The sequence below is a fragment of the Streptomyces guryensis genome (assembly GCF_021261325.1).
GTDB lineage: Bacteria > Actinomycetota > Actinomycetes > Streptomycetales > Streptomycetaceae > Streptomyces > Streptomyces guryensis.
In genome coordinates this window covers 206234-217736 of sequence record NZ_JAJSBI010000004.1, presented here as the reverse complement: position 1 = coordinate 217736, position 11503 = coordinate 206234, and the positions used below count along the sequence as shown (strand labels likewise).

The 11503-nt window shown below is 71.2% G+C and carries 14 protein-coding genes; 13 read left to right on the top strand and 1 reads right to left on the bottom strand.

The genetic code is table 11. The annotated features are described in order from the left end of the window. Positions 1-17 precede the first annotated feature (17 nt). Both LJ657_RS10520 and LJ657_RS10515 read left to right on the top strand, forming a co-directional pair. The gene (locus LJ657_RS10520) at positions 18-605 is read left to right on the top strand and encodes an ArsR/SmtB family transcription factor (protein ID WP_232648164.1); all 588 of its coding nucleotides are present in this window, start codon (positions 18-20) and stop codon (positions 603-605) included. A 19-nt stretch (positions 606-624) separates the two neighbouring features. Continuing rightward, positions 625-1872, top strand: a complete 1248-nt coding sequence (locus LJ657_RS10515) for an MFS transporter (RefSeq protein WP_232648163.1) — start codon at positions 625-627, stop codon at positions 1870-1872. 22 nt (positions 1873-1894) lie between these two features. Here the strand turns inward: LJ657_RS10515 and LJ657_RS10510 are convergent, their stop codons facing one another. Then, complete coding sequence (locus tag LJ657_RS10510; RefSeq protein ID WP_232648162.1) at positions 1895-2530, bottom strand: TIGR03085 family metal-binding protein; 636 nt, start codon at positions 2528-2530, stop codon at positions 1895-1897. 83 nt (positions 2531-2613) lie between these two features. On the opposite strand from LJ657_RS10510, the gene hisI reads away from it, so the two are divergent. The 11 genes from hisI to lgt all read left to right on the top strand — a co-directional run bounded on the left by hisI (position 2614) and on the right by lgt (position 11454). Continuing rightward, positions 2614-3009, top strand: a complete 396-nt coding sequence (hisI, locus tag LJ657_RS10505) for a phosphoribosyl-AMP cyclohydrolase (protein WP_232648161.1) — start codon at positions 2614-2616, stop codon at positions 3007-3009. 11 nt (positions 3010-3020) lie between these two features. Beyond that, a complete protein-coding gene (locus LJ657_RS10500; RefSeq protein ID WP_232648160.1) occupies positions 3021-4499 on the top strand; it encodes an anthranilate synthase component I in 1479 nt (492 codons plus the stop codon). 73 nt (positions 4500-4572) lie between these two features. Further along, positions 4573-5214, top strand: coding sequence for a TIGR02234 family membrane protein (locus LJ657_RS10495; RefSeq protein WP_232648159.1), 642 nt, complete (start codon positions 4573-4575; stop codon positions 5212-5214). A 115-nt stretch (positions 5215-5329) separates the two neighbouring features. Further along, the gene (locus tag LJ657_RS10490; protein ID WP_232648158.1) at positions 5330-5587 is read left to right on the top strand and encodes an HGxxPAAW family protein; all 258 of its coding nucleotides are present in this window, start codon (positions 5330-5332) and stop codon (positions 5585-5587) included. Positions 5588-5665: 78 nt separating this feature from the next. Next, on the top strand, positions 5666-6115 hold the full coding sequence (locus tag LJ657_RS10485) for a DUF2752 domain-containing protein (RefSeq protein ID WP_232648157.1): 450 nt from the start codon (positions 5666-5668) through the stop codon (positions 6113-6115). A gap of 155 nt (positions 6116-6270) precedes the next feature. After that, on the top strand, positions 6271-7080 hold the full coding sequence (gene trpC / locus LJ657_RS10480; RefSeq protein WP_232648156.1) for an indole-3-glycerol phosphate synthase TrpC: 810 nt from the start codon (positions 6271-6273) through the stop codon (positions 7078-7080). A 21-nt stretch (positions 7081-7101) separates the two neighbouring features. Further along, positions 7102-7344 (top strand): tryptophan biosynthesis modulator TrpM, encoded by a 243-nt coding sequence (trpM, locus tag LJ657_RS48915; protein WP_372487893.1) that lies wholly within the window; start codon positions 7102-7104, stop codon positions 7342-7344. Positions 7345-7401: 57 nt separating this feature from the next. Next, entirely contained in the window at positions 7402-8685 is a 1284-nt protein-coding gene (trpB, locus tag LJ657_RS10475; RefSeq protein ID WP_232648155.1) for a tryptophan synthase subunit beta, read from the top strand. Beyond that, positions 8682-9500 carry a tryptophan synthase subunit alpha gene (trpA, locus tag LJ657_RS10470; RefSeq protein ID WP_232648154.1) on the top strand — a complete coding sequence of 273 codons (819 nt, stop codon included), beginning with the start codon at positions 8682-8684 and terminating at the stop codon, positions 9498-9500. The genes trpB and trpA overlap by 4 nt, the downstream gene beginning before the upstream one ends. Before the next feature lie 108 nt (positions 9501-9608). Then, positions 9609-10382, top strand: a complete 774-nt coding sequence (locus LJ657_RS10465) for a DsbA family protein (protein WP_232648153.1) — start codon at positions 9609-9611, stop codon at positions 10380-10382. A gap of 82 nt (positions 10383-10464) precedes the next feature. Then, positions 10465-11454, top strand: coding sequence for a prolipoprotein diacylglyceryl transferase (gene lgt, locus LJ657_RS10460; protein ID WP_232648152.1), 990 nt, complete (start codon positions 10465-10467; stop codon positions 11452-11454). Positions 11455-11503: the final 49 nt, after the last annotated feature.

Here is an 11503-nt window from a genome sequence, read left to right as displayed (position 1 = left end):
GTATTTACGGTGAGGGCATGGCAAGCAAGGAGAACCGCCGGATCACCGAACTCGGCACGCTCAAGGCACTCGCCCATCCGCTCCGTCTGAAGCTCTACCGGCTGCTGTTCGTGGCCGAAGTGGCCACCGCCTCGCACCTGGCCGAGCAGGTTGACGAGGCCGTCTCCCTGGTCAGCTACCACCTGCGCAAGCTCGCCGAGCACGGGCTGATCGAGGAGGCGGAGCCGCGCAGCGGGGACGCGCGTGAGCGCTGGTGGCAGCCGGCCTCGGACGGCGTCTCCGTACGCGACGAGGACTTCCAGGACGCGCCGGAGAAAGTGGCGGCGCACCTTGCCGCCTCGCGACTCTTCCTGGAACAGCGCTCCGAGATGTACCTCACCTACCTCGACGAGCGTGCCCACTGGGGGCCCGAGTGGAACGAGGCGGCCTACGACGGCGAGTCACTGTTTCGTCTGACGGCCGCCGAACTGGCCGACCTGAAGGCGGAGTTGCAGGACCTGCTCAAGAAGTACGACGAGCAGGGACGCGCCCGTGAGGCCGCCGGCGGCACCGAACAGCGCGAGAACGTAGCGCTGCATGTGTACGGATTCCCGTTTCGCGTCTGAGCTGAGAGGACCCCTTCCCGTGTCCACGACCGCCTTACACCCGCTCTCCGTCTCGGACAGACCCGCCCACCGCGATCCCAACGTCCTGCGCTGGCTCGCCGCCTACACCTCGTCGATGGTCGGCGACGCCGTCTACTACGTGGCCCTGTCCTGGGCCGCGGTACAGGCGGGATCGCCCTCGCAAGCAGGCATGGTCATGGCAGCGAGCGCCGTACCCCGGACCCTGCTGATGCTGGGCGGGGGAGTGATCGCCGACCGGTTCGGACCGCGGAAGGTCGTCATCGGCAGCGACGCCGTGCGTTGCGCGGCCGTGCTGGCCGTGGCCGCCCTGCTGTTTCTCACCGGCCCCGGTCTGTGGCCGCTTGCCGTGCTCGCCGTGGTCTTCGGCGCCGTCGACGCCGTGTTCATGCCCGCCGTGGGCGCCCTGCCGCCGCGCATCACCAGCAGGGGCCAGCTGACGCGCGTCCAGGGCCTGCGCGGGCTCGCGATCCGCTTCGGTTACGTCGTCGGCGCGCCGCTCGGCGGCCTGGGGGCGGCGCTGGGAGGTGCGGCCGCCGCGTTCGGGCTGGCCGGGCTGCTGATCGCGGTGTCGATACCGCTCTTGATCTCCGTACGCATCCGGGATCTGCCTCCGGACGACGCGGTCGGCGCACGTCACACCGCCTGGCGGGACCTGCGCGACGGGCTGGGCTACATCCGCCGCCACCGTGTCCTCGCCCCGCTGACGCTGGCCATAGCCCTGGGTGACCTCGGTTTCGTCGGCCCGCTCAACGTCGGCGTGACCCTGCTGGCCGACGAGCGCGGGTGGGGCGCCTCCGGCATGGGCTGGGTGATCGCCGGGTTCGGGGTAGGCGCGGGGGCCGCCTCGCTGCTGCTGACGGTGCGGGGCAGCCTGCCGTACGCCGGGCACGTCGTCGCCTACACGGTCCTCGCCGGAAGCGTTGCCATCGGCGCCCTGGCACATGTCCCGAATGTCTTCGCGGCCGTCGGGGTGGCTCTCGTCATCGGCCTGCTCGCCGGGCTGAGCGGGGCTCTGTCCAGCGCCCTGCTGCAGACCCGGGCCGACCCGGCCTACCTCGGCCGGGTCACCTCGGTCACCGGCATGGTCAGCCTCGGCATCGCCCCGCTGACCATGCCGCTGTTCGCCGCGGTGGCCGGCGCCTGGGGCACCGGCCCGGTCTTCGTCGTCAGCGCGGCCGTCTGCGGGCTAGGCGGGGTCGTAGCCCTGTGCGTCCCCGCCCTGCGCCGCGCCGAACTGCCGCGCTGACCTCGGTCCTCGGACAGCTGCTTCAGATGCCCAGCTGCTTCGCCTCATGCAGCTTCGCGACCGCGTCCTTGTCGCCGTCCAGCTCGACCGTGGCGGCGCTCTGCCGGCCGTAGGAGAACAGCAGCAGCTCCGACGGCTCGCCGGTCACCGTCACCACGGGGGTCCCGCGGTGGGCGACCGCCGTCTGACCGTCGGGGCGGCGCAGCACCAGGCCGGTGGGGGCGCTGCGGCCCATCAGACGGGCCGACCGTTCCAGGCGGGACCACAGGGTGTCCTGGAAGACCTGGTCCAGCTCACGCGGCGTCCAGTCCGGCTGCGCACGGCGGACGTCCTCCGTGTGGACGTAGAACTCGACGGTGTTCGACAACTCGTCGACCTGCTTGAGCTGGAACGGGGAGAAGCGGGGCGGGCCGGTGCGGATGAGCTGGATCAGCTCCTCGTACGGCTTGGCGGTGAACTCCGCCATCACCCGCTCCAGGCGAGGCGCGAGTTGCTTGATCAGGATGCCGCCGGCGGCATCGGGGCGGCGCTCGCGCACCACCACGTGCGCGGCGATGTCACGGGTGCGCCAGCCCTCGCAGAGGGTCGGGGCGTCGGGGCCCTCGGCCTCCAACAGGTCGGCCAGGAGAAGTCGTTCACGCTTGGCGAAAGTCGACATGCAGTCAGCCTACGACCACGTACCAGGTCCGCCCAGTGGACACCGCCCCGTCACTGTCAGTGGCGCGCGGCACAATGGCCCCTATGACCAGCACGCCGTCCCCCAGCAGCAGCCTCGATCCGGAGATCGCCGCGCGCCTCAGGCGCAGCGCCGACGGGCTCGTACCCGCCATCGCCCAGCAGTACGACACCGGAGAGGTGCTCATGCTCGGCTGGATGGACGACGAGGCGCTGCACCGCACCCTCACCACCGGCCGCTGCACGTACTGGTCGCGCAGCCGCCAGGAGTACTGGGTGAAGGGCGACACCTCCGGCCACTTCCAGTGGGTCAGGTCGGTCGCCCTCGACTGCGACGCCGACACCGTGCTGGTCAAGGTCGACCAGGTCAGCGCCGCCTGTCACACCGGCGCGCGCACCTGCTTCGACGCCGACGTGCTCCTCAAGGACGCCGATTCCGGCGCCGCCGCCTCGGATCAGTAAGGTCAGCCGCCATGGACCTCGAGACGTTCCGCAAGCTGGCCACCGACCGCCGGGTCATCCCGGTCACCCGCAAGCTCCTCGCCGACGGCGACACGCCGGTCGCGCTCTACCGCAAGCTCGCCGCCGAGCGCCCCGGCACCTTCCTGCTGGAGTCCGCGGAGAACGGCCGCTCCTGGTCCCGCTACTCCTTCGTCGGCGTGCGTTCGGCAGCGACGTTGACGGCTCGCGACGGGCAGGCCCACTGGCTGGGCGCCCCGCCCGTCGGCGTCCCCGCGGAGGGCGACCCGCTGGCCGCCCTGCGCGCCACCATCGAGGCCCTGCACACCCCGCACCAGGAGGGCATGCCGCCCTTCACCGGCGGCATGGTCGGCTATCTCGGCTACGACATCGTGCGCCGCCTTGAGAAGATCGGCCCCGGCGAGCGGGACGACCTCCGGCTCCCCGAGCTGACCATGCTCCTGACCAGCGACCTCGCCGTCATGGACCACTGGGAGGGCTCGGTCCTGCTGATCGCCAACGCGATCAACCACAACGACCTCGACACGGGCGTCGACGAGGCCCACGCCGACGCGGTCGCCCGCCTGGACGCCATGGAGGCCGACCTCTCGCGGGCGGTCGCCCAGCCGCCCGCCGTCCTCCCGCCCTCCGAGCTCCCCGAGTACACGGCCCTGTGGGGCGGCCCCGACTTCCAGGAGGCCGTCGAGGACATCAAGGAGCGCATCCGGGCGGGCGAAGCCTTTCAGGTGGTCCCCTCCCAGCGTTTCGAAACACCGTGCACGGCAAGCGCGTTGGACGTCTACCGGGTGCTGCGGGCGACGAACCCCTCGCCGTACATGTACCTCTTCCGCTTCGACGGCTTCGATGTCGTCGGCTCGTCCCCGGAGGCCCTGGTCAAGGTCGAGGACGGGCATGCGATGGTCCATCCCATCGCCGGCACACGGCACCGTGGGGCCACCCCGCAGGAGGACCAGGCCCTCGCCGACGAGCTGCTCGCCGACCCCAAGGAGCGCGCCGAGCACCTCATGCTCGTCGACCTGGGCCGCAACGACCTGGGACGGGTCTGCGAACCCGGCTCGGTCGAGGTCGTCGACTTCATGTCCGTCGAGCGGTACTCGCACGTGATGCACATCGTCTCCACGGTCACCGGCAAGGTCGCCGGGGGCCGCACCGCCTTCGACGTCCTGACGGCCTGCTTCCCGGCCGGCACCCTCTCCGGTGCTCCCAAGCCCCGGGCGATGCAGATCATCGACGAACTCGAGCCGTCCCGGCGCGGGTTGTACGGCGGCTGCGTCGGCTACCTCGACTTCGCGGGCGACTCCGACACGGCCATCGCCATCCGCACGGCCCTGCTGCGGGGCGGCACGGCATACGTCCAGGCGGGCGCCGGCATCGTCGCCGACTCCGACCCGGTCGCCGAGGACCAGGAGTGCCGCAACAAGGCGGCGGCCGTGCTCCGCGCGGTCCACACGGCCAACCGACTGGGCGAGTAGGACCCTTCCGGCGACAAGTGGGGTGCTTCTCACGTGAACCCCGGGTGACGGTTCGCCCGGGGTCCGGGCGATAGTGGAGTACGTGACTGCTGTTCCTCACCCCCGTTCCGAGGCCGACGGACCCGCGCGGTCCGGTCGCCGGAGTCTCGCCCTTGCCCTGCTGTGCGGTGCGCTCGGCGCGGCCGTGGCGTTGCTGGCCACCCGTCAGCGCTGGTCGGAGGGGACCGCGACGGTGGCCGGCGGCGCCTTCCCGCTGACCGCCAAGGGCAGCGACGTCACGGGCGTACCCGCGGCGCTCGCGATAGTGGGCCTCGCCGCGCTCGTCGCCGTCTTCGCCGTCCGCAGGGCGGGCCGCCTGCTGGTCTCGGCCCTGCTCGCGCTCTCCGGCGCCGGCACCATCGCCGCGGCCCTGCTGGGCGTCTCCGACACCTCCGCGCTCGACGAGAAGGCCGCGCAGGCCGCCGGCGACACCTCGGCCACCGTCGACGCCCTCTCCCACACCGCCTGGCCGTACGTCGCAGCCGTGGGCGGCGCCCTGCTCCTCGTCGCGGGCCTCCTGGCCCTGCGCTACGGCCGGAACTGGCCCGCCATGTCAGGCCGCTACGAGCGCGACGGCGCCCCGAGGCCCCGCCGCAGGGCGCAGGCCGTGGACCCCGACCGCCCCGAGGACATCTGGAAGGCGCTCGACCGCGGCGAGGACCCCACCGGAGCGTGACCCCTCCCGCCGCCACGCGCGAGGAGCGACCCCCGAGCAGCGCACGCGTACGCGTGCGGGACAATGTCCGTTGAGCGTCCGGCTCAGACACGTAAACAGCAACGAGGAGCAAGTCATGGCGGGCAGCAGCCACGGTCACACCCCGGCCGCCTGGACCGGTGTCACTATCGCGTTCATCGGTTTCTGCGTCTCGGGTGCCTTCATGGTGTTGGCTCAGCCCGTGGGCTTCTGGGCCGGCATGGCGATCGTGGTCGTCGGCGGCATCGTCGGCTGGATCATGAGCGCGATGGGCATGGGCCAGCCGAAGGACGCGCACCAGACGTTCCAGGACGCGCTCGAGCAGAGCCAGGCCGCAGTGAGCTCGAAGAGCTGACTCGCGCACGACTGCCGCTGAGGGGCGATCCGGCGCCGGATCGCCCCTCACGCGTGCGTGGCGCCCGCCCGGGGGACAATGCGAGACGTGAACGCCCAGAGCCGGCCCGTGACGCCGTCCGAAGCCGAACCCACGCTGATGGCGCGGCTCGCCGTCCCCGCCGGGGTGCTGACGGCCGTCGCCGGGGCCTTCGCCTACGTGGGGGCGGTCGACCCGTACCAGCCCGGCCACTACCCCGTCTGCCCCCTCTACGGGCTCACCGGCATCTACTGCCCGGGCTGCGGCGGCCTGCGCAGCGCGCACTCCTTCATCCACGGGGACTTCCTCGCGGCCCTCCAGGACAACGCCCTCGCCGTGGTCGGCTATCTGGGCTTCGCCGTGCTGTGGACCGTATGGGTGGTGCGTGCGGTGCGCGGACGGCCGGTGCGCATCGAGCTCGGGAGCCGGCAGCTGTGGGTGCTGGGGACGTTGTCCCTGGTCTTCACGGTTGTCCGGAACCTGCCGTTCGGTGGCTGGCTGCATCCTTGATCAATGAGTGAACGTCCAGGTAGTGGGACCGGCGTCAACCGGATGTGAGGCCTACGCCTCCCTCCGGATACCATCGCAGTGACCATCTGTTTTTCCCTTGGGTCAGCTTGGCTCAACCGCTTGAACAGTCAACCGTCTGGAAGGGGGCCGCTCGCGTGAGTGTGCTCGACGAGATCATCGACGGAGTCCGTGCCGACCTCGCGGAGCGGCAGGCGCGCGTCAGCCTCGACGAGCTCAAGGAGCGCGCGGCGAAGGCTCCCGCGGCCAAGGACGGCCTGGCCGCACTGCGCGGCGACGGTGTGAAGGTCATCTGCGAGGTCAAGCGCTCCAGCCCCTCCAAGGGCGCCCTGGCCGCGATCGCCGACCCGGCCGGCCTCGCCGCGGACTACGAGGCGGGCGGCGCGGCCGTCATCTCCGTCCTCACCGAGCAGCGCCGCTTCGGCGGCTCGCTGGCCGACCTGGAGGCGGTCCGCGCCCGCGTGGACATCCCGGTCCTGCGCAAGGACTTCATCGTCACCTCGTACCAGCTGTGGGAGGCCCGCGCGTACGGCGCCGACCTCGTCCTCCTGATCGTCGCGGCCCTCGACCAGCCCGCCCTGGAGTCCCTCATCGAGCGTGCCGTCTCCATCGGCCTCACCCCGCTCGTCGAGGTCCACGACGAGGACGAGGTCGAGCGCGCGGTGGACGCGGGCGCCAAGGTCATCGGCATCAACGCCCGCAACCTCAAGACCCTCGAGGTCGACCGCGGCACCTTCGAGCGCGTCGCCCCCGAGATCCCCGAGGGCATCGTCAAGATCGCCGAGTCCGGCGTCCGCGGCCCCCACGACCTCATCGCCTACGCCAACGCCGGCGCCGACGCGGTCCTGGTCGGCGAGTCCCTGGTCACCGGCAAGGACCCGAAGTCCGCGGTCTCGGACCTGGTGGCGGCCGGTGAGCACCCCGCACTGCGGCACGGGCGAAGCTGATCACCCGGTAGAGTGGCGGCGATGACTCTCACCATGACGACCGTGGACCGGTACGCCCGCCTCGCGCGCGGCTGCCGCCCTCGTGGTTGCCGCGCACCGGCACGGCGCGTGCACGGTCGCAGGGTGCGATACGTCATCGGAGACGAGCCTGGGCAGGTCAACGGCCGCCGATGGCAGCGGCCTTTCAGGGGCGCGGGGCTCTGTTTGATCTGCGGCTACCGCCGCGCAGGCGCGACCAGCCCCAACGGGCCCGCAGCCAACTGACAACCTCCCGCCCCACGGCGTCAGTGTCATTCCACACACTCACCGTGAGGTTTCCGCATGCCCAGCGAGTTCTTCATCCCCGACCCCGAGGGTCAAGTTCCAAGCCCCGAAGGCTACTTCGGCGCGTTCGGCGGCAAGTTCATCCCGGAGGCCCTCGTCGCCGCCGTGGACGAGGTGGCCGTCGAGTACGACAAGGCCAAGCACGACCCCGAGTTCGCCCGCGAACTCGACGACCTGCTGGTCCACTACACCGGCCGGCCCAGCTCCCTCACCGAGGTCCCCCGCTTCGCCGAACACGCCGGTGGCGCCCGGGTGTTCCTCAAGCGCGAGGACCTCAACCACACCGGCTCGCACAAGATCAACAACGTGCTCGGCCAGGCCCTGCTCACCAAGCGCATGGGCAAGACCCGGGTCATCGCCGAGACCGGAGCCGGCCAGCACGGCGTCGCCACGGCGACGGCCTGCGCGCTGTTCGGTCTCGAGTGCACCATCTACATGGGCGAGATCGACACCAGGCGCCAGGCCCTGAACGTGGCCCGTATGCGCATGCTCGGTGCCGAGGTCGTCGCGGTGAAGTCCGGCAGCCGTACGCTCAAGGACGCCATCAACGAGGCCTTCCGCGACTGGGTCGCCAACGTCGACCACACCCACTACCTGTTCGGTACGGTCGCCGGCCCGCACCCCTTCCCGGCCATGGTCCGCGACTTCCACCGCGTGATCGGCGTCGAGGCCCGGCGCCAGCTGCTGGAGCAGGCCGGACGCCTGCCCGACGCGGCCGTCGCCTGTGTCGGCGGCGGCTCCAACGCCATCGGCCTCTTCCACGCCTTCATCCCGGACGCGGGCGTCCGCCTCATCGGCTGCGAGCCCGCGGGCCACGGCGTCGAGACCGGCGAGCACGCGGCCACGCTGACCGCGGGCGAGCCCGGCATCCTGCACGGCTCCCGCTCCTACGTCCTGCAGGACGAGGAGGGCCAGATCACCGAGCCGTACTCGATCTCGGCCGGTCTGGACTACCCGGGCATCGGGCCCGAGCACTCCTACCTCAAGGACAGCGGCCGCGGCGAGTACCGCGCGGTCACCGACGACGCGGCGATGCAGGCCCTGCGCCTGCTGTCGCGCACCGAGGGCATCATCCCTGCCATCGAGAGCGCACACGCCCTCGCCGGCGCGCTGGAGGTCGGCAGGGAGCTGGGCAAGGACGGCCTGATCGTCGTCAACCTGTCCGGCCGCGGCGACAAGGACATGGACACGGCCGCCCGTTACTTCGGCCTGTACGACACGGACGCCGAGGTCGCGGCCGACGCCGCCGACCTCGCCGAGATCGAGGGGGACGCCAAGTGAGCGGCAACATCCAGCTGCTGTCGGACACCCTCGCCGGTGCCAGGGCCGAGGGCCGCGCCGCGCTCATCGCCTACCTCCCGGCCGGGTTCCCGACCGTGGACGGCGGCATCGAGGCGATCAAGGCCGTCTTCGACGGCGGAGCGGACGTCGTGGAGGTCGGGCTGCCGCACAGCGACCCCGTCCTCGACGGCCCCGTCATCCAGACCGCGGACGACATCGCCCTGCGCGGCGGAGTCAAGATCGCCGACGTCATGCGTACGGTCCGGGAGGCGCACGGGGCCACCGGGAAGCCGGTGCTGGTGATGACGTACTGGAACCCGATCGACCGCTACGGCGTCGAGCGCTTCACCGCCGAGCTCGCCGAGGCCGGCGGCGCGGGCTGCATCCTGCCCGACCTGCCCGTGCAGGAGTCGGCCCTGTGGAGGGAGCACGCCGAGAAGCACGGGCTCGCCACGGTCTTCGTGGTCGCGCCCAGCAGCAAGGACGCTCGGCTCGCGCAGATCACCGCGGCGGGCAGCGGATTCGTGTACGCCGCCTCGCTGATGGGTGTCACCGGTACCCGTGAGTCGGTGGGCGCACAGGCCCAGGACCTGGTGGAGCGCACCCGTGCCACCGGCTCCGGCCTGCCCGTCTGCGTCGGGCTCGGTGTCTCCAACGCGGAGCAGGCCGCCGAGGTGGCCGGCTTCGCCGACGGCGTGATCGTCGGCTCGGCCTTCGTCAAGCGGATGCTGGACGCGCCGGACGACGCGGCCGGCGTCGAGGCCGTGCGCTCACTCGCGGGCGAGCTCGCCAAGGGCGTGCGCCGGGAGGCGTGACCGAGCAGTTCATCTCATGTGGGTCCGCTCATTTCGTGCGGGTCCTCCGAACGAGTGGATCTGGGACCGGGGAGGCGCATTGCGCCTCCCCGGCTTCGTTCTGGGGGTGTGAGCGAGAAGAACCGTGACGGAAAGCGCACCGCCCGGGAGCGGCTGGCGGTCGAGCGTGAGAAGCAGAAGGCCGCGGAGAAGCGACGGCGGACGCTGATCGTGGGCGCGAGCGTCGTCTGCGTCCTGGGCCTCGCGGCGGTGATCGGGGTGGTCGCCGCGAACGTGGGCAAGGACAAGAACAAGAGCTCGGGCCCGGTCGTGGCGCCTTCCGGGGCGCAGGGCAAGGACGGCCTCGCGATCGCCGTGGGCAAGGACAGCGCCAAGCCGACGCTGACGATCTGGGAGGACTTCCGCTGCCCGGCCTGCCAGGCCTTCGAGACGGTGTACCGCCCGACACTCCATGCGCTGACCGACTCCGGCAAGCTCAGAATCGAATACCACCTGGTCCGGCTCATCGACGGCAACCTCGGCGGCACCGGCTCCCTCCGCGCGGGCAATGCCGCCGCCTGCGCCCAGAACGCCGGAAAGTTCCGCGACTACCACGACGTGCTCTACGAGAACCAGCCCAAGGAAACCGTCGACACCTTCGCGAACAATGCCAAGCTGATCGACCTGTCGGGCAAGGTGGGCGGCCTCGACACCGCGGCCTTCCGCAAGTGCGTCAACGACGGCAAGCACGACAGTTGGGTCGACAAGTCGAACGCCGCCTTCAAGGCCGGCCGTTTCAGCGGAACACCGACCGTGCTGCTCGACGGCAAGAACATCTTCCAGGACCAGACGCTGACGCCTGCGAAGCTGAAGCAGATGGTGCTGGCGGCGAACAAGGGGTAAGAGTTTCAAGTCCGCCTGTTATGGACCCGTAGCCGGGCTGCCTGCCGTCGGCCCGGCCCGGCACGGTAGCGTCGGTTCTGCCATGGAAGAACTTGCCTATATTCCGAGCCCGTCGCGCGGGGTGCTGTATCTCGGCCCCATCCCGCTGCGCGGCTACGCGTTCTGCATCATCATCGGCGTCTTCGTCGCGGTCTGGCTCGGCAACAAGCGCTGGCTCGCCCGCGGTGGGCGGGCCGGCACGGTGGCCGACATCGCTGTCTGGGCGGTGCCGTTCGGCCTGGTCGGCGGTCGCCTCTACCACGTGATCACGGACTACGAGCTGTACTTCAGCCAGGGCCGTGACTGGGTGGACGCCTTCAAGGTGTGGCAGGGCGGCCTGGGCATCTGGGGTGCGATCGCGCTCGGTGCGGTCGGCGCGTGGATCGGTTGCCGGCGCCGGGGCATCCCGTTGCCCGCCTACGCCGACGCCATCGCCCCCGGTATCGCCTTCGCGCAGGCCATCGGCCGCTGGGGCAACTGGTTCAACCAGGAGCTGTACGGCAAGGAGACCCACCTTCCCTGGGCGCTGCACATCACGTCCTCGGCGGACGGCCGTGTGCCCGGGTACTACCACCCGACGTTCCTCTACGAGTCCCTTTGGTGCATCGGCGTCGCGCTGCTCGTGATCTGGGCGGACCGTCGCTTCCAGTTGGGTCATGGGCGGGCGTTCGCGCTGTATGTCGCCGCGTACTGCGTGGGCCGGGCGTGGATCGAGTACATGCGCGTCGACGACGCCCACCACATCCTGGGCCTGCGGCTCAACGACTGGACCGCGCTGATCGTCTTCCTGCTCGCCGTGACGTACATCGTGGTGTCGGCGAAGAAGCGGCCGGGCCGGGAGGAAGCCGTCGAGCCGGCTGCCCTGGAGGCCGAGGCCGGGGGTGACGACGAGACCGCCGAGAAGGACGAGGCGGACTCCTCGGAGCCGAAGTCGGCCGCGGAGGGCCCCGCCGCGGAGCAGGCGGACGAAGCGGCGAAGGACGAGGCGAAGGACAAGACGAAGGGCGAGGCCGAGTCGGCCAAGAAGAGCTGACGGTCGGTCGTACGTCGACGAGGGCGCCCGGGCCACCAGGCCCGGGCGC

What these genes read in the sequence shown, in the direction of transcription:
- LJ657_RS10520 (WP_232648164.1), top strand. Translation starts at nt 18, where the DNA reads ATGGCAAGCAAGGAGAACCGCCGGATCACCGAACTCGGCACGCTCAAG.
- LJ657_RS10510 (WP_232648162.1), bottom strand. Translation starts at nt 2,530, where the DNA reads ATGTCGACTTTCGCCAAGCGTGAACGACTTCTCCTGGCCGACCTGTTG.
- hisI (WP_232648161.1), top strand. Translation starts at nt 2,614, where the DNA reads ATGACCAGCACGCCGTCCCCCAGCAGCAGCCTCGATCCGGAGATCGCC.
- LJ657_RS10500 (WP_232648160.1), top strand. Translation starts at nt 3,021, where the DNA reads ATGGACCTCGAGACGTTCCGCAAGCTGGCCACCGACCGCCGGGTCATC.
- LJ657_RS10490 (WP_232648158.1), top strand. Translation starts at nt 5,330, where the DNA reads ATGGCGGGCAGCAGCCACGGTCACACCCCGGCCGCCTGGACCGGTGTC.
- LJ657_RS10485 (WP_232648157.1), top strand. Translation starts at nt 5,666, where the DNA reads ATGCGAGACGTGAACGCCCAGAGCCGGCCCGTGACGCCGTCCGAAGCC.
- trpM (WP_372487893.1), top strand. Translation starts at nt 7,102, where the DNA reads ATGACTCTCACCATGACGACCGTGGACCGGTACGCCCGCCTCGCGCGC.
- trpB (WP_232648155.1), top strand. Translation starts at nt 7,402, where the DNA reads ATGCCCAGCGAGTTCTTCATCCCCGACCCCGAGGGTCAAGTTCCAAGC.
- lgt (WP_232648152.1), top strand. Translation starts at nt 10,465, where the DNA reads ATGGAAGAACTTGCCTATATTCCGAGCCCGTCGCGCGGGGTGCTGTAT.